The organism is Terriglobia bacterium (assembly GCA_032252755.1).
In the GTDB taxonomy this organism is placed as follows: Bacteria; Acidobacteriota; Terriglobia; order Terriglobales; family Acidobacteriaceae; genus JAVUPY01.
Window position 1 is genome coordinate 34,936 of sequence record JAVUPY010000024.1, and the last position, 17,638, is coordinate 52,573.

General features: G+C 54.9%; 12 protein-coding genes. 2 read left to right on the top strand and 10 right to left on the bottom strand.

The features are described 5' to 3' along the window. Nucleotides 1-30: 30 nt before the first annotated feature. From ROO76_04450 to ROO76_04490, 9 genes are all read right to left on the bottom strand, one after another. On the bottom strand, nt 31-1,554 hold the full coding sequence (locus ROO76_04450) for a carboxylesterase family protein (GenBank protein MDT8067397.1): 1,524 nt from the start codon (nt 1,552-1,554) through the stop codon (nt 31-33). A 37-nt stretch (nt 1,555-1,591) separates the two neighbouring features. Then, nucleotides 1,592-2,560 carry a carbohydrate kinase gene (locus ROO76_04455; protein MDT8067398.1) on the bottom strand — a complete coding sequence of 323 codons (969 nt, stop codon included), beginning with the start codon at nt 2,558-2,560 and terminating at the stop codon, nt 1,592-1,594. A gap of 35 nt (nt 2,561-2,595) precedes the next feature. Continuing rightward, nucleotides 2,596-3,780: an alpha/beta hydrolase-fold protein gene (locus ROO76_04460; protein MDT8067399.1), complete on the bottom strand. Its 1,185-nt coding sequence runs from the start codon at nt 3,778-3,780 to the stop codon at nt 2,596-2,598. 23 nt (nt 3,781-3,803) lie between these two features. Then, nucleotides 3,804-4,889: an SGNH/GDSL hydrolase family protein gene (locus ROO76_04465; protein ID MDT8067400.1), complete on the bottom strand. Its 1,086-nt coding sequence runs from the start codon at nt 4,887-4,889 to the stop codon at nt 3,804-3,806. Between the two features lie 262 nt (nt 4,890-5,151). Next, complete coding sequence (locus ROO76_04470) at nt 5,152-6,045, bottom strand: Nif3-like dinuclear metal center hexameric protein (GenBank protein MDT8067401.1); 894 nt, start codon at nt 6,043-6,045, stop codon at nt 5,152-5,154. A 9-nt stretch (nt 6,046-6,054) separates the two neighbouring features. Further along, nucleotides 6,055-6,921, bottom strand: a complete 867-nt coding sequence (locus ROO76_04475) for a Nif3-like dinuclear metal center hexameric protein (GenBank protein MDT8067402.1) — start codon at nt 6,919-6,921, stop codon at nt 6,055-6,057. Between the two features lie 17 nt (nt 6,922-6,938). Further along, the gene (locus ROO76_04480; protein ID MDT8067403.1) at nt 6,939-8,063 is read right to left on the bottom strand and encodes an alpha/beta hydrolase fold domain-containing protein; all 1,125 of its coding nucleotides are present in this window, start codon (nt 8,061-8,063) and stop codon (nt 6,939-6,941) included. 122 nt (nt 8,064-8,185) lie between these two features. Continuing rightward, nucleotides 8,186-11,857 carry a carboxypeptidase regulatory-like domain-containing protein gene (locus tag ROO76_04485; protein MDT8067404.1) on the bottom strand — a complete coding sequence of 1,224 codons (3,672 nt, stop codon included), beginning with the start codon at nt 11,855-11,857 and terminating at the stop codon, nt 8,186-8,188. Between the two features lie 293 nt (nt 11,858-12,150). Next, nucleotides 12,151-13,254 carry a GntR family transcriptional regulator gene (locus ROO76_04490; protein MDT8067405.1) on the bottom strand — a complete coding sequence of 368 codons (1,104 nt, stop codon included), beginning with the start codon at nt 13,252-13,254 and terminating at the stop codon, nt 12,151-12,153. A gap of 220 nt (nt 13,255-13,474) precedes the next feature. Here ROO76_04490 and gtfA point away from each other — a divergent pair, with 220 nt between their 5' ends. Both gtfA and ROO76_04500 read left to right on the top strand, forming a co-directional pair. Next, nucleotides 13,475-14,980 (top strand): sucrose phosphorylase, encoded by a 1,506-nt coding sequence (gtfA, locus tag ROO76_04495; protein ID MDT8067406.1) that lies wholly within the window; start codon nt 13,475-13,477, stop codon nt 14,978-14,980. Next, a complete protein-coding gene (locus ROO76_04500) occupies nt 14,977-16,230 on the top strand; it encodes an MFS transporter (protein MDT8067407.1) in 1,254 nt (417 codons plus the stop codon). Before gtfA ends, ROO76_04500 begins: the two co-directional genes overlap by 4 nt. 369 nt (nt 16,231-16,599) lie before the next feature. Here ROO76_04500 and ROO76_04505 read toward each other — a convergent pair whose 3' ends face one another. After that, nucleotides 16,600-17,547, bottom strand: a complete 948-nt coding sequence (locus ROO76_04505; protein MDT8067408.1) for a hypothetical protein — start codon at nt 17,545-17,547, stop codon at nt 16,600-16,602. Nucleotides 17,548-17,638: the final 91 nt, after the last annotated feature.

A 17,638-nucleotide genomic window follows, 5' to 3' on the forward strand; every position in this document is an offset into this window, starting at 1 on the left:
GGTGAACGAGCGTAGTTGCGCAATCACCTGCTACTGCGCAACATGGGTGTTCAGAAAATCGAGTTGCGCGGCACGCGGATGAGTCTGCATCCCAACCTTCTGATCGAGGATCATCACTGCATCATCGTTTTCCTTATAAGATTTCCAGTCTGGTAACCCGGCGCCATTCGGATTGAGCGTTTTGACGAAGTTCGTCCAGTACGACATGACAATGCCTTGTAGTTTGAGGTCGTTCTCCGGAACCGTCGCGTTCCAGTGGCTCAGTAGCCCGAACACGTATGGAAGTTCTGCACCGTGATCCGCTCCCAAGGTGAGTCCGAGACTTGGCGGCTCACTGTTGTATCCCCCCGTATCTAAGTAGGCGAAATAATAAAGATAGGCTTTTGCTCCACCTCGAACCACATACCCCGCCAAATTACGCTCCGTGAGCGCAGCTTCGTCCGCGAACTCATGTTGCTGCGATACCTTTGCAGACTGGTCGGAGTCGCTCGGATATAGCTTTAGAAACTTGTCGGCATCGGTTCCATAGTCTTTTCGGGCACGCTCCGCGAAGTCACTGGCAGATAGCACTGACCGAATGAAATGCTGCCCCTCGTCGGAATTCGACCCCAGAAGCATCGGCAACTTGTTCTGCTTGCCACTCTTGTAGATCGCCTCGATAGACTCAGGAAAAAACCAGCCGTCGACATTTGGTTCGGGAAACCGGCTGTCTTGTAACAGCTTTTGTGCTGGCATCGCCCTCAGTGCGTCCAGAGAACCGGCACCCATAGATTTCGCGAACTCGATGCCAGCTTTTTCACTCTCTTCCAGAGACGGCATCTTGGTACGGCCGAATCCCGCTCCAACTCCCCCGCTTTCACTAATTCCTGCGCGGAAGAGTCCTTTCGCAAGAGGACTGGCCACTAACGCATTTACCGACAATGCTCCTGCGGACTGTCCGAATATCGTGACCTTGTTGGGATCGCCACCGAAAGCAGCGATGTTGTGGTGTATCCACTTTAGGGCGGCCAGTTCGTCGAGAAAACCGTAATCACCCGAAGCGTGGTGAGGTGACTCCTTCGTAAGATCTGGGTGAGCGAAGAAGCCAAGGACGCCCAGGCGATAGTCCAGTGTTACGACAACAATTCCCTTTTTTGCTAGTTCATCGCCGTCGAAGAGAGGCTCGCGGGCAGCACCAACAACTAGTCCCCCGCCATGAATCCAGACTATGACGGGCAGTGCCGCGCTGCTCGACTTAGCCGGTGTCCAGACGTTCAAATACAAACAGTCTTCATTCATCGGAGTGCCCAATTTAGGAAAGTTTTGCGGGCAGCCCTCTGTGAAGTGGTCAGCCTTGCGCACTCCTTGCCAATGCTTGGCAGGGCGGGGTGCCGCCCACCGCAATTTCCCGACGGGCGGTGCGGCATACGGTATCCCTTTGAATGCAGTTATCGCTGCGTCTTTTCCCGGAACTCCGCTCACAAGCCCGCTTTCCGTACGCACCGGTTGCTTCAGTTGTGCGAAAGAGCAGGTGACCAGAGCAGTTGTGAGTAAAACCACCGAGCACTTTCTCATCTGCCTCCCTGTCTTGACCAGTCTGATGCGAGGTGTTTCACGGCGCCTCCTGTTCGGTCGCCTTTGCCGCGGTACCGCCCAGAAGATCCGCTTCTGAAGGAATCTCGACGCCTGTCAAGATGTTGTGCAGCTGCGTTGGGCTAATTGGCGGGGTTGCGCCAGTCTGCGTCGCGACCCACGATGCGAATCGATTGGCAGCTTGACTCATCTCCTCCAAACTGCGACCACGCAGGTACTCATGAGCAAGACAGGCGGTAAAAGCGTCACCTGCACCGACAGAGTCGGCAACCTTCACGTGAAAACCAGCATGTGCCACCGTCTGGTCGGCCGAGATTAGCAAACTGCCGCGAGCGCCCCTGGTTACACAAACCAACCGCAAAGCACACTCGCGCAGCAACCGTTTTGCAAGCGTTTCGTCGCTACCCGCGCCCAAGGTGAATAATGATGAGACCTCAAACAACTCGTGTTCATTGAGCTTAAGGATGTGGGCGTGCCGGAATGATTTCCTCAGTAGTTCCAAGTTGTAGAACGACTGGCGCAGGTTGACGTCGCATATGCGTAGCGCGTCTTCGGGTGCATTCTGCAGGAAGCGCTCGATAGTGGCAGCAGACGTTGGCGCTCGCTGGGCCAGTGAACCAAAGCAGATTACATCGGCTTTTCCAGAGAGTTCATCCCATTCTGGCGTCCATTGCAGAAAATCCCAAGAGACAAACTCACTGATGGTAAAAGTTGGCTGGCCGTCACGATCAATAACCACACTGGCAGTTCCGGTTTTATGTTCAGGGTCGCTCTGAAGATGCGCAGTGTTGAGCCCAAGTCCTTCCATGACCTTGCGGGCCTCGCGGCCAAGATCATCTTCACCAACTCGGCTCGCAACGATCCCCTGATCCCCCAGCACATTGGTCATGTAAGCGAAATTCGCGGGTGCACCGCCCAGGACTTTTCCCGACGGCAATATGTCCCATAGCACTTCTCCCAACCCGACCATGAGCGCTGGTTTTGTCATCCGTTCGTCCCCAACACCGGCTTCAGACCTAACTCTCACTGAAATAGCCTGGGCGCAAAGTCGGCGAGGTACTTGCGCCACACCGTCCAGACATGTGACCCGGAACTCACAACCCAGACATGTTTGATCCCAGCTTTCTCCAGATTCTCGTGCGATTCATGGACGGCGTTGAAGAGAAAATCGTCACTCCCGATTCCAAGCCACAGAAGCCGAAGCTGTCGATTTACTTTGGCCGGATCGGCCAAGACGCCGTCATAGTCCTTCTTGGTGTCCGTTATGGCAATGGCAGGACTGAAGGCACCGATATACGCAAACGTATCGAGGTGATTTAGTCCCACGCGCATGGCCTGAGCTCCCCCCATCGAGAGTCCGGCCAACGCCCTGTGAGTGCGGTCAGGTATCGTCCGGTAATGCGCATCGATGAATGGAATGAGATCGCTTGTCAGAATCTTGTCGAACGTTGTGTAACGTTCATCCATGAAGAAGTGCGACACCGCTCGTGGAGGTGGCGGTGCGGCCTTGTCGGCCCCGTGTGGAGGCGGGGGTGGCGGCTCAAAGTGGACATCCGTCATACCGTTCTCATTGACGATGATCATCGGCTTGGCTTTCCCCGCCGCGATCAGGTTGTCCAATATGAAGTTTTCGTGCCCCTGATCGCTCCAGCCTGCCTCGTCTTCGCCCCATCCATGCTGCAGATACAAAACTGGATAGCGCCTACTAGAGCTGTCATACCCCGGCGGCGTATACACAAAGATTCTTCTGGTCTGTCCTGTTGTCTTAGAGAAGTACCACTCCGTGCGGACCGTACCATGCGGTACATCCTTAACCGCAAAGAAATCTGATTCGGGGCCCGGAACCTCCAGTCCGCTGACTTCCTTCCTAGCGGCGAAGAACACCCTGCTTCCGGGATCATTGGAGGCAAAACCATCCGCAGAGATCGCGTAGTAATGGAACCCAGGCAGCAGAGGCTTGGTTGTTACCTCCCAAATTCCATCGGCGCCTTTGACCATGTCATAGGTGGATTGCCCCAACTCCATCAGTAATTGTACTTTCTGCGCTTGATCGGCCTGCACTCGGAAGGTCACGCTCCGGTCCGGGTTGATGCGTGGGAACTGCGCGCCGGGAATGTTCGTCGAGGCCGGATGTGAACCAGGGCTCTGTGCCCAGCATGTGGCGATTAAAAGCGCGATCAGTACGATTGTTTGTCCGAGTTTACGCATTCTTTCTTTTCGACCCCCGCTTTCTAATGTCCGGAACTACCGCGTCGTACTTGGGCGCGTTTTGTAGTGGTGAGCGTCGAGAGATTGATTGCACCGACCATCGCCTTATAACCTGCGGCGCTGGGGTGGAGATGATCACCGGATTGATAGTCTTCACGGAAGCGCGACGGATGACTCGGATCTCGCACAGCGGCATCAAAGTCGAACACTCCATCAAAGGCGCCACTGGTGCGGATCCAGTGGTTCACCGCTTCGCGCGTCGCTTCGCCTTCCGCCGTGTAGTAATCGGCCCCCTCGAACGGCGTCAGCGTGGCCCCGAATACCCTGATTCCGTGTTGATGAGCGCGTTCGATGATCTGCTGTAATCCGGCGATTATGTCTTCTGCGCTCACCACCTGGTGAGCAAACGGCAACTCCTTAGGAGTACTGCCATCCTTGGACGGACGTGGCTTTATGTTTGGCCATCCGATGTCGTTGATGCCTTCAAGGACAATGAGATCAACAACTCCAGGTTGCGCCAGTACGTCTCGGTCGAAGCGCGCAAGCGCACTGACTCCGGCGCCATCATGCAATACACGATTCCCTCCGATGCCCTCGTTAAGGACGGCAAAAGTCGTGGCACCCTTCTCGGCATCTCCCATGCGTTTCGCCAGAGTGTCTGGCCAATCAGTGTAATCGCCTTGCTTGGCACCAACTCCATCCGTAATGGAGTCTCCAAAAGCTACAATCGCCGCGTTCCGTTTTGGCGCCCATACCTCAAGATCGGACAGAAAGTACCATGAGGTGGTTGTGGTCGCATCTGGCAGTTCGGGCTTTGCTGTGAAATCGCCTGTTCCCGAAATGTACGTTTCGTGTTGTGCCCAGAAATGCACCGTCGAAGAGTTTGTTTTCTCGGGAAAATAGAGACTGACGGCAACTTCCGCGAATGGAGAGACTTTTAGCTCGACCGGGTCACTTAAGATCGGTGCACCTGGGGGAATCGTCACCGTTTTTCTTCCGCTAAAGGTCAGTTCATGATCCGAACCAGGCACAATCTTTGGACCCTGCGCTACTAATGCAATGTGGGCGGCACCGATAGTGAGTCCCGTACTTCCGAATTGATTCGACAAGCGTACTCGCACGCGATCACCACCCATGGTGGGGCGCACCACCATGCGAACAGTCTGATTATCAAAGACTGGGGACGGAGGAAGTCCCGGAAATGGTAGCGGTGTATGTACGGCGGTACTCCAGGCGCTCACCCAATGGCCATCAGCCTTCGATCGCTGAGCCGGCGCCGCTGCGCTTAGAATGAGGATTAGACTGCAAATGAGTACCGGTACGGATTTCGTTCTCTTCACTGGTTCTCCTATTCACGAAAATTGATGTTCGTCACGCCGGGATCCAAAACGGATCACCCGATTCAATAAACTTGATCGGCACTTCGCTGACAAATGTTCTCAACCAGCGAGCGCACTCCTCCATTCCGGCTTCTTCGCCGGCCTCGTGTGGCAACTGAATGAGTGCTTTCTTCTCACCCGCTGCGATCGCGTCTCGAACGTACTCGGCCGCTTCCCACTCCCTGCATTCGAATACAAGGAGGACGTCCACTTTGGGGAGGACTTCCATGCATTGCGTAATGTAATGGCCCGCATTGCCAACGCGGCTGACTCTCAAATTGGGATCGCCGACAAGCCGTATGCTGCGCGTTCCCAACCTTCGACGCATCTCCTCGGCCAACTCTCGGAAGGTAGTCTCAGGGATGACGTACTCATGCGAGAACGGGGTCGCGCCTTTGACGGCATAGTTCTCCCAACCCATCGCCTTGTCCCACCCCAGGAAGATTCCGTCCGGACGATGCGCATGCCAGTGATCGTGAAACCGCCAAACTACAAGCTTGTTCTTGTAAAGGAAATCCAGCTTCTCATGATAGAGCGGGTCGTCTCTCAGGACAGAGACCACATCCGCGGCGCTCCAGAACGTGGGTTCATGAGTGATTACGAAGTTGTTCCCTGCCTTCACCGAGCGCTCCAGCAGATCAAATGTAGACATGAAAGTGGTCGTGATTCCGGTAATTGGGGCATCCGGATCACCGACCTTGAAATCATCGGCCGTCGGAGTAAACCAGGGCACACCCACGTTTTTGTGAATACGCGACACCACTTCGCGAGCAGTAAGCGTCGCTGACGAGTGTAACCATTCCGCTTGCATCAACGCGGGCGCCAAAAGCAAGCCGGTGCCAGCAACCTGGCAAAAACGACGCCGCGTTACGGTCCTCTCATCCATGGTTCACCCCTAAGTCAATGTCCAGAACGGCTCACCGGCGGGGATCCATTCGATCGGAACTTCCGAAACAAAGGTCTTTAACCACGTCGCGACTTCGCCACTGCCGGGATCTTCCGACGCCTCGTCGCCAATCAGAAGCAGGCCTTTTGTTTTCTGGGCTGTTACGAGGTCCTGGAAATACGGAGCCGCTTCCCACTCAACAGCATCTCCCGCGATCACGGCATCCACGCTCGGTTCGGTGAGGATGCGTTCGGCGTCAGCGACCAGCAAGAGACCGTGGGTTAGTGCCACCTTGCGAACGATGGAGTTGGCAGCACCAATGACGCGAACCGCCTTGATTTTCAGCTTGTTCTGGACTTCCTGCGCTAGGCCATTCAACGAGGTCGCAGGCAGTTGGAAATAGACATTCTCAGGTTCGTATGGCTCCGTGCCGCTCCTCCCAGCGGTGTGAAACTGATCCCATCCGAGTGCACGTGTAAGGCCTCTCAGTTGTCCGTCCGAGGGCCGCGCATCCCAGTTATCAAAGAAGCGGATAATTACGAGGTTGTTCTGCGCTATGAACTCCCTCTTCGCGACACAGACTGCATCGTTGTCGGTCAACTGCTTAGGAGGTGCAGGACCGTTCCTCCAGAACAAAGGTGCGCGCTCGCCACGACTGTAGAACGGAGCCTCGCGGCAGACGATCGTGTTCTTGCCCGAATCGACAGCTCGCTTCAGGACCTGCAAGGAGGGCGCGTATGTGGTCACGATGCCGGTTACCGTCGCTTCGGGATTCCCGAACAGAATACCGTCGGAGAATCCATCGGAGCGCTGGCTCTGCCATGGAACTCCCACATTCTTCTGAATCCGATCGAGCAATCCCTGTGCGCTGATCATCCGGAATGCCTGCCCCCTTAATTCCTGGCTGTTGAAACCTCCGCTGCCTGAATTGATCCGCCAAGATGTCGATCAAAGAATTTGATGATCACATTCAAGGCATCTCTGGACTCAGGTACGTCCACGTTGTAGAAGAACCCGTGGAAAAGTCCTTCCCAGACGTGCAGTTCGGTATCTACTCCTGCTTTGACAAGCTGTTCGTGTGTGTAGAGTGCGGCGCTCAGTTCAAAACCTCGCGTGGCCGTGATGATGAGCGTGGGCGGAAACTTCGCCAGAATTTGGGGTGACTCCACTGGTGCAACCATCGGATCTTTCGGATCGGTGCCGTCGAAATAGCCCAACGGGGGCCGCTTTGGCGGTGGCCCGGGAGGTATCACCCGAGCCTCCCCCAGCGGCATTGCAGTGTACATCGCGTCTCCGCCGAAGATTCCACCCGCGGATGCGCAGAAGATTCCAATGGCGCCAGGTCTGGGCAGTGAGTGCGTCTGGAACCACGCCACGGACATCGCGGTCTGTATGCCCCCGGCCGAGCACCCATAAATTCCAATATTCTCCGGCTTGTACGTCTTGAGGAGTTCCCGGTAGACACTCGCAACGTCTTCACTGGCTGCCGGAAATTTGTAATCGGGGCCTTCACGATAATCGACCGTTACCACGCGGATCTTTCCCAAAGCGGAAACGGGTATCGATTCAAGTTCAGCACAACCCGGCCAGCAACCGGAAAAACCTCCACCGTGAAGGTTAATCAGAACACGGTCCTTGTTTGCGGTGGAGACGCCTCCTTTCGGTGTGTACACGTAGGCATGGACCCCACCGATTTTCTCGTCCTTCTTGTCCACGGCGAACAGAGCATAGTCGCGCTCGAGGTAAGGCTTCATGAAGCGCGGTACTCCGGCATCCTGTTTCAGAATCTCCGGGTTCTGCATGTCCTTCAAATGCTGCGTGACATAAGCTTTTGCTTCGGGACTGAGGAACGGCGATATGGGCACCGTCTGAGCCGGCACCTCGACTGCACCATCCGACTCAACGATCACCTTTGGCGGACTGTTTGCGGGCTTCTCCTGAGCAAAGCCGTTCATTGAGCACAAGATAAAAAATGCAGATAAACCCAACGAGAGAAGAACAAGACGATGCTTCGACATTTACGACGATCCTCTGAATGTTTTGACTCGGTCGTGCTGATTTGAAAGTGGGCACCGTCCATCTCTGGACGGTGCCGGCTAACGGCACCGCCTTAGGAGAAGACGGTGCCGGAATGGGGTTCTTAGAAGCTGAGTCGCAATCCAAACTGGATCGCACGTGGAGTATTCGCCTGGGAGGTAATCGTCCCAAATAAGTTGGGAGGATCCGACAGGTTGTTGTCGGGCGCGCCAAACCGTACGTGGTTGAACGCGTTGAAGAACTCCGTCGTGAACTGCAGGTCCGCGCGTTCGGTGATGTTGAAGCGCTTTGCGATTGAGATATCCCAGTTCTTCATGGCATCCATGCGAACGGAGTCGATGTTTCGAGGCTCGTTGCCGAATCTCACTTCACTTCCAGTGTTCACGGGGGAGAAGCAAGCAGTGTTGAACCAACCGTTGGCTGCCCTTTCTTGACGCGACCCTGATGTTTGCAGATTGCATCCAGGGATCAGGTCGGGGCGCATCCACAAGCCTTGGGCCCCGAAGTAGCCTTGGCCTCCTCCCAAGTTGCTGAGAGTTGATCCGAGGAATATCTGGTAAATGCTAATGGGAACACCGCTGCGGAGCGTGGTAATGCCGTTGACCCGCCAACCACCCACGATCGCGTTAAGCGCTCCGTGAGCGTCGCCCAGGAAGTGCTTGCCTTTGCCGAAAGGCAGATCGACACCATAACCCACGGACAGATTGTGTGGCACATCGTAGGAACTGACTGAGTATTCCCGCTCCGGATGGTTGTTGTCCTGAGCCGAGCCGCCGAAAATGAATCCTTCGTCCAGGAACGCGCTGGAAGAATCGGTGTTCGACATCAATCTTGACCATGTGTATGCAACACTAAGTATACCTTCGGAGCCAAATCGCTTCATGAACGACGTCTGCAGTGATTTATAGTTTGACTTTCCGAGGTGAGGGTCGAGTTCCAGCACGCGATTGTACTGAGGGAATGGCCTCAACAACTGCCCACGAGTGATCGTCGGAGCCGAGAGGTACGTCTGCGAGTTCGGCAGCAGCGCAGCGAATGGATTCGGCAGTTCCTCATTTAGCTGGCCTGGACCTGTGCCCGTACCTAACGAAAAGTACTGGTCCGGCAGCTGGTTCAGTCCGATATTCGAGACCGTGGCCCAGCCCTGCATGAGAAGATGCGTACCTTTCGATCCCGCGTACGCGACCGTCAGAGAGGAATCCTTTCCGATCTGCCGTTCGAACGCTACGTTCCACTGCTGCACATATCCCATAGGCTGTCCGGGAACGCGCATCACAAATACACCCTGTCCGTAAAAATTGTCCGGCGTTGCTTGTCTGCGTAATGGTTGGCTGATGCCGCCCGCCGACGTCGGGTACGGATTCGAGACAGAGAGACCGGGTGTCGAAGCTGGAAAGAACGTCGGAGCATTATTGACCGGCGACAAGTTAGGCCCGTCTTGGCTGAGAACCGTAGGCGGATAAGAAATGCCGTATCCGGCCCGCAATACAGTCTTTTCGGTGACTCGGTAAGCCACACCAAGACGGGGCGAAAACAACTTCCAATGCAAGTAATCTTCTCGTTTCGAGGGCCAATCCGGAGATCCGACTAAAGCAACGGTGCCCATCAATTGCTGATTTGTGCCAGTCGCCGGATTGAAAATCGTCCCCAGCGGACTCGGCTTATTGGGCAAGAACACTGTGTCATTGCCGTTTGCTTCGGCCAATGCGCCGGGCTGGTCCCACCGCAGGCCTGCCGTGATCGTCAGCTTTTTTGTCGCCTGGAATGTATCCTCCACAAAAAAGCCGTAGGCGTTGTAATACACTCGCGACCCGCCGAGGAGTCCGGGCGCGAGCTGTGTGTCAAATGGAATTCCGAGTAACGCGGATGCGAGCGAACTCCCGCCCACTCCACCGTTCGAGGTGGCCGCAGTATTGAAATCCAACCTGAGTACACCATTGCCGGGAGCCTGCAGCATCTGCGCGTGACGGGCTGAGCCGCCGAATTTAATCTGATGTCGGCCCAAGATCTTAGTTAGATTTCCCGACAGCATGTATACGTTCTGGGTCCAGAAGAGCTGTGACCCGATACCATTACTCGCACTTACGCCCTGACCGTCACTTGCGAAGTTCATGGACGGCCAGTTCGCCGGTGCCAGGAGTTGAGTATCCAGAGTCGCCCACCCGCCTCCAAACTGCGAAAGGTCTACACCGCTGCTGTCAGGGAACTCGTGCTGGAAGACCCGCAGATAAGCCAAGCGAAGATCGAGAATCGTCGAAGGATTAAATGAGTGTGTATCTCCAACGACTGCCTCGTGGGTGTAGATCCCTGTGCGCCCTTGACCTTGAGTTTGGGTACCCCATGCATCATAGGGATTGCTGTCGGCTTTCCAATAGGTATAGCGGGCAAATAGGCTATTGTTGTTCGAGAAGCGATGGTCCACCCGAATGTTGTACTGATCGTTTTCGCCGCCGATCTTAGTTTGAGCAACAAAATTCCGCGTCAACCCTCCAAGTTTTGCACGCGGGTAATTGAGCGTCATGATTTTCACTGCTGCCGGATCAAGGCGGTCCGGACATATGACGTTGAGCACTCCGTTGCACTGAAATTGCTGGCCTGTAGTGGGATCGTAGATTGTAGGCAAACCAGGCGCGCTGAAGTCCCCGGCCAATTCGGCGTCCGTGGGTACAGTATAAAATTGTGCCTGTGTTGCGCTTCTGATCGGCTCACGCTCAAACCCGAAGAAAAAGAACGTCCTGTCCTTGATCAGCGGACCGCCAATCGTAGCGCCATACTGATTCTGGACTAGTGGGGGTCGCGGCAGCCCTGCCTTCTTTGTGAAGTAATCATTCGCGTTTAATACCTTGTTACGCAGATACTCGTAGGCCGTCCCATGAAATGTGTTCGTACCGGACTTGGTGGTCAGGTTGATCACGCCTCCGGCGTAGCTCCCGTACTCGGCGCTGACATTGTTGGTGACGACACGAAATTCCTGCACAATGTCCTGCGACGGAATGAGCGCGTTTAGATTGCCTGCGACAGCATTGGATGAAACGCCATCAACAAAGAACGAGCTCTGGTTCCCAAAACCACCGCCAATCGCGTAATTACCAAAGCCGATGGCATTCGTGCGGGCGCCGTTCGCCTGGTTGGAGGCCGCGTTGCCGTATGTGCCGCCCTGGGCGACAACGCCGGGCACCAGCGTCAGCATGTTGTTCACGTTTCTTCCGCTTAACGGTATGCTCTGAATTTCCCGTTGCGGAATGACTGTGCCCAGAGAAGCGCTGTCGGTCTGCAACGGTGGCGCTTCGCTGGTGACGACAACGCTCTCGTTAACATTGCCAACCTGGAGTGCCGCATTCACGCGCGTCGCAACATCGATTTGAACCTCGACTTTTTCCTGAATGAACTGCTTGAATCCCGACATCTGGACCTCAACCTTGTAGGTTCCTGGGATTAGGTTGGGAAAGGCGAACGTGCCAGCACTGCTAGTCTGCATCGTGCGGGTCTCGTTCGTGCCAAGATTAGTCAGTTTGACGGTTGCGCCGGAGATGACGGCTCCGCTCGTGTCGTCTACTAGTCCTACCACACTTCCAAATCTGACCTGCGCCGCGGCGCCGACAGACAGAATAAGAAGAGCGGCAAAAGTCATGCTCACAACGAGCAAGGCGGCGAGCAGACGGTCCGTCGTCCTCGAGTCAATACCGTCCGGAAGGAGGCACTTGCCTTGGTTCGATGAGCGATTGCGGTGGGACTTGGAAACATCAGCAAGGACATCGGCCAGCATTCTATACATTTGTCACTCCTTGGGCGTGGAAGACAACGAAATGAACTTCTGCCAATCGATTGAGTTTTCTACTTCGTCCTAAGGGTAGTGGGACGAATCCCCATTGAGATCACGCGAGCATGTAGAAACACGTGATCACAACTGGAGTGAACTTGTAGGCTTTCTCACTGACTATTGTCAAGGCATTTGGCAGACAACCAGATAAAAGTTGTCTATACCAGGAGAGATTCGCAAAGTATGTTTTTAAGTAGAGGCACTCACCTGAAGGCTGCGTCTTCGCTTACAAGCATGGTGCAGTCCAGTTAAGCCCCTGCGCTTTTCGCAGCCGTTCCACACGACTTGCGGACAACCACATCGCATCCGAGAAGGACATCTCGCGGCGGCAAGTCGGGGTTGGCTATACGGTCCAACATGACGGTCAAAGCGACTCTTCCGATGTCACGGCAAGGCTGGTGCAGTGTCGTGAGTGGCACCGGTAAAAGGCGTGCATATTTCACGTCATCGATCCCAACAATCCGGACGTCTTCGGGTATGCGATAGCCGAGAGATATCAAGGTATGCATCAGGTTTCCGGCGGTGAGATCGTTAGCGCACACGAATGCGTCCGGCCGTTGTTTCTTCACAATCGACCTTATGAACTTCTCATCCGACACGTCACCAATATTGACAAAGTCCATCCCTTGCCTTTTCTGTTGGAAAAACAGAGCTTCCCGGTAACCCGCAATGCGAGCGTCGACGGTGGGAGCTGAGTTTGGCCGGGCGATAAACGCTATGCGCTTCGCTCCCGCCTTGATTAGGTACTCAGTAGCGATGTAACCCGTACGCCTGTTATCGATTCCGACGAGGTCGTACTTGCTCCGGTGAGGATAAGGCTCGAGACAACGGTCAAGAAGAACAACGGGAATTCGGGCGCGGTCAAAGGCGGCAACGATGCGATGATTCGCCTGGAACCTATTTGTGCTGAATTCGACGGGAGCAAAGAATACGCCGGAAACCTTGCTTGAGATGTAGTGTTCACAGAGTTGCTCCGCAGCGCGTTCCTTGTCCTGTTCCTGGGAGACCGCATGACCCCAGAGCAAAGAGTGATGCATCGCCTCCTGCGCTTCCATCATGCCCTTACAGATCGCCTCGAAGATCTCCGTCTGGCCCAGTTCAGGGATCAGCAGGCCGAAAACATGGCTGCCCGTGTTTACCGCAGAAGAAACGAATGTGCCCGAACCCACACGCCGAGTCACCAATCCCAACGACTGCAACTCCCGCATCGCGCGGAACACAGTCATTCGCGATGCGCCAAAACGCCGGACCAATTCGGCTTCGCTGGGCAAGCGTTTGCCCGGTTTGTAGCGACCCGATGAAATGTCTTCCTGGAGTTTTTCGAATATTTGATGGTACTTGTGATTTGCCATCGAGGCCTCTTTTCGTCGTGGGGAGAAAGCCGCGCTTCCGGGCCCAAACTGCACTTACGCGCTGAACATTAACATATACAACTTAATAGTCAATATTTATGCAATTAGGCTTGACAGTGTAAGCACATGTCTCAGAGAGTGTCCTAGTTCTCGCGCGCACCAAGATGATGCCCAACGCGACAACGGCAATGGATAGAATTGTCATTGGACGAGATTCGCCGTGAAAAACCAGGTTCAACTCATCACCTACGTCGATCGGCTGGCGAAGAATCTCAAAGGCCTCACGTCGCTTCTGCAAGGGCCGTTTGCGAAACTTTTCGGGGGTGTACATTTGCTCCCATTCTTCACGCCCATTGATGGTTCTGACGCGGGATTCGACCCCATCGATCACACCGAGGTCGACGCAAGACTCGGCGACTGGAACCACGTACGCCGATTAAGCGAAGAGGTTGAACTAATGGCCGACCTCATCGTCAATCACATCTCGAACGCTTCACCCCAGTTCAAAGATTTTTCGCGTGATGGGTCTGACTCGCAGTTCGCGGGAATGTTCCTGACCTATGATCGGATCTTCCCAAAGGGAGCAACTGAAGCGGACCTTCTGCACATTTATCGCCCGCGACCCGGCCTGCCATTTACGAACGTGACATTGCAAACGGGTGAAAAACGCCTCCTCTGGACGACATTTACTCCGCAGCAGATTGATATTGACGTGCAGCACCCCGAAGGCGAGCGCTACCTGGATGCCATTCTCCGCCGGTTCCAGTCTGCTGGTATTCGCATCATCCGGCTTGATGCTGTTGGGTATGCGATCAAAAAGGCCGGGACAAGCTGCTTCATGATACCGGAGACGTTTCGCTTTATCGGGGATCTCGCGTCGAGAGCCCGTACTCTCGGGATAGAGATTCTCGTCGAGATTCACAGTTACTACCGGCAACAGATCGAAATTGCGCGTCAGGTCGACTGGATCTACGATTTTGCGCTTCCGCCGCTTGTTCTGCACTCTCTCTTTACCGGAAATGGGCGAGCACTTGGACAGTGGTTACAAGTGCGACCCAACAATTGCGTCACCGTCCTCGATACGCATGATGGGATCGGAGTCATTGATGTAGGTGCCGGCAGCGAAGGTGAGCCGGGACTTCTGACGCCGAAAGAAATCAATACATTAGTCGAGACGATTCACGCGCGAAGCAACGGAGAGAGCCTCAAAGCGACAGGGGCCGCGGCAAACAACCTGGATCTGTACCAGGTGAATTGCACATATTATGACGCGCTCGGGCGCCGCGAGAATGAGTACCTCCTCGCTCGGGCAGTGCAGTTCTTTGTCCCAGGAATTCCGCAAGTTTATTACGTCGGTCTTCTTGCTACGACCAATGACATGGAACTCCTTGCCCGCTCGCAGGTTGGCCGCGACATCAACCGTCACTACTACACCCAGGCTGAGATACAGGCTGCGGTGCACACAGCGGTGGTAGAAAAGCTGTTTGATCTCATCCGGCTGCGGAATACCCATCCGTCATTCGCGGGCCAGGCGGAGATCCAGATGCCATCGGATGAGATTCTAATGATCACGTGGACGAAGGATGATCACTGGGCGAAACTGGCCGTAGATTTTGCTAAACCCAGCGCCACAGTTACCTATTCAACCGATCCCGCCAGACAAGATTCTCGCGGTCTGTGGGAAGCAACGGCTGTCCGCGCCACTGCCGCAAAGGACACTCCATGAATGCGCCCGCTCGCCAAAACCTGACCGCAATTCGCTGGCTTACATTCTTCATGTTCATGATGTTTGCCATGACGACCGATTCAGTGGGCGTAATCATCCCGGAGGTCATCAAGGAGTTTCATCTGAGCATGACGGTCGGTGGTGCGTTCCACTACGCCGCCATGTCGGGAATCGCATTCGCAGCCTTTTTCCTCGGTTATCTTGCGGATAAATTAGGACGCAAAACCAGCATCATTCTGGGCTTGGTGCTGTTCGCGCTCAATTCTTATCTTTTTGCCGTAGGCAATTCCTTCCTCTTTTTCGTAGTCTTGCTGGCGATTTCGGGAATTGCTATTGGCATCTTCAAAACTGGTGCACTCGCCCTCATCGGTGACATCACGAAATCGACGACCGAACATACTTCCACGATGAATACCGTTGAAGGATTCTTTGCCGTAGGCGCGATCATCGGACCGGCGATTGTGGCGCGGCTACTGGCTGCCGGGACATCGTGGAAGTGGTTGTACGTCATTGCCGGAACCTTGTGCGTGCTCCTTATCATCACAGCCTTGCTGGTTAAGTACCCTCGAACGAAAGCGAGCAGCGAGCCCGTCAAACTCAAGCACACAATGGCGATGATGAAGAATCCCTACGCTCTCGGATTTTCGGGGGCTATCTTCCTGTACGTCACCGTCGAAAGCGCTGTCTATGTATGGATGCCAACGTTTTTGGCAGCGCGGCACGACTCGAGCTTTATTGCGATTTACGCCATTTCGATCTTCTTCATGCTTCGTGCAGCAGGCAGATTTGTTGGCTCGTGGATGCTGGCAAAACTGAACTGGGCCGCGGTTACGACCGTGTTCAGCGCCGCTATCCTCGTCTGCTTTGTGTTGAGCATGGTTCATGGAATGTCGATGGCGGTATTTCTCCTTCCGCTCTCCGGCCTATTCATGTCGGTAATCTATCCAACGATCAACTCCAAAGGCATCAGTTGCTTTCGCAAGTCGGAACACGGTGCGGTTTCAGGCGTCATTCTGTTTTTTACTTGTGTTGCAGCGGTTGTTGGGCCTTTAGCGATGGGCGCAATCAGCGATTCCCTCGGTGATCCGAAGTACGGTTTCTTTTTGGCAACCGGCTTTGCCGCACTCCTTTTCATTCAACTATTGCTGAACTGGATCTTCGACCCTACTCGACAGCTGCTCCACGCCCTGGACAAATCCGAGTATGAATTGCAGGGCAGCCCTGAACTGGACCCGGACGCTGGAATTTAACCTCCTTTTGGCCATTTGCTTTGGCCGGAAAATTAGCTGCGCTATGCCGGTCACAACCCTTGGATAAATCAATCTCCGCAATACGACGGTGGCAATTGTCATCAGCACCGTGGTCTTGAAGCCTGTTTCATTACACCCTCACGCCGGTCGAGCCGCTGTAATCAGCAGGTCGATCAGTTGGATCCACGGACTGCCCTCGCCTTGTTAACCGATCGATAAGTTTTGTACAACTCGGTACATTGAAGAGTCTCGAGTCGGAGAGGGCGTAGTACCTAGCCGTGTGCAAAGACGACCCTTACCCGGTACCTTCGGTAAATTCGATATCGCCTTTGCCTTCCTGACGGAGAGGAGCGCCGGCTCTTCCGTTCACTATTCACTCACCCGTGTCATGTCGCACGAGACAGGCGGGTACGCGACCGTTGTCTTGCTGTTCTCGTAATAGAGTTCCAGCGGAAGCGCAAAGCCCTGCTTGCCTTCGTCATACAGGACGAACATGTAGCGAATGATGGCGCCAGGAGCGAATTGCGGCGCGGAAAACCAACCTTCCCCAGTACAATCGGCGTTCACCTCGCGATACCCTTTGAGCGGCGTCGACGTGACCTGGGACGCAGATCGGTTGTGGAGAGCTCCCGTCATAATCCCGTTTTCGAGGATACGGACATCAATCACTGCCGCCGAACCCACAGTCTGAAAGGCTCCAGTCGGACTGAACAACGGACCAGGGCACGTGAGGAGATTCGAGCCGCGACTTGAGTTCGCGCTGCACCGCGGGGCGGTATCGCCGCTGCGGTGAATGCGATGCGCTACGCCGAGCGAAGCAACTGTTGGGAAAGCCGGGGTCTCGACAGGCAGGCTCCTTATTTCGCGGCCGTTGTCCAGAACAAAGAACTTATCTTTGTGCACCAGCGACGTGCCGAAAGGTTGGTATTCGACGATCCCGGCGCACCCCAGTACAACACCGTCCTCCGTGCGATCAGGCGCGATGTCGAGAATTCTTCCGCTGGCGGTCACACCGGTCCGCATCGAACTCCAGGATCCGATGGTGGACCAGTACTTGAAATCGACACTGGCGTCCGGATGAATCGTAAACACGCCAACAATCACACCGCTGGCGTACAGACCCGCTGAGTGCACCGGGATGGTCCCCGGCCCCGGTTCGGCGCTCGGAGGCGCCGGCAATCCACCGAGGAAGCTTTCCCCGGTGTAGCGGAAAACATACGTACCGGTGATGGTGTTGAGAGAGCAATCCTGCGCAGCGGCTGGCAAAACCGCAACCATAACGAGGAATTCAAGCAGACTTATAGCAAGGCTCCGCATAATGACCTCCTTTGGCGGATATTCCTACCCAATGCGGGTTACGACGGTATTCAAGAGACTTGTACAACAGAGCCGTGCTGGAGTCCTGAGG

Excerpts from the sequence above, each read along its gene's own strand:
- ROO76_04450 (MDT8067397.1), bottom strand. The coding sequence starts at position 1,554 with ATGAGAAAGTGCTCGGTGGTTTTACTCACAACTGCTCTGGTCACCTGC.
- ROO76_04455 (MDT8067398.1), bottom strand. The coding sequence starts at position 2,560 with ATGACAAAACCAGCGCTCATGGTCGGGTTGGGAGAAGTGCTATGGGAC.
- ROO76_04460 (MDT8067399.1), bottom strand. The coding sequence starts at position 3,780 with ATGCGTAAACTCGGACAAACAATCGTACTGATCGCGCTTTTAATCGCC.
- ROO76_04470 (MDT8067401.1), bottom strand. The coding sequence starts at position 6,045 with ATGGATGAGAGGACCGTAACGCGGCGTCGTTTTTGCCAGGTTGCTGGC.
- ROO76_04475 (MDT8067402.1), bottom strand. The coding sequence starts at position 6,921 with ATGATCAGCGCACAGGGATTGCTCGATCGGATTCAGAAGAATGTGGGA.
- ROO76_04480 (MDT8067403.1), bottom strand. The coding sequence starts at position 8,063 with ATGTCGAAGCATCGTCTTGTTCTTCTCTCGTTGGGTTTATCTGCATTT.
- ROO76_04485 (MDT8067404.1), bottom strand. The coding sequence starts at position 11,857 with ATGTATAGAATGCTGGCCGATGTCCTTGCTGATGTTTCCAAGTCCCAC.
- ROO76_04490 (MDT8067405.1), bottom strand. The coding sequence starts at position 13,254 with ATGGCAAATCACAAGTACCATCAAATATTCGAAAAACTCCAGGAAGAC.
- ROO76_04500 (MDT8067407.1), top strand. The coding sequence starts at position 14,977 with ATGAATGCGCCCGCTCGCCAAAACCTGACCGCAATTCGCTGGCTTACA.
- ROO76_04505 (MDT8067408.1), bottom strand. The coding sequence starts at position 17,547 with ATGCGGAGCCTTGCTATAAGTCTGCTTGAATTCCTCGTTATGGTTGCG.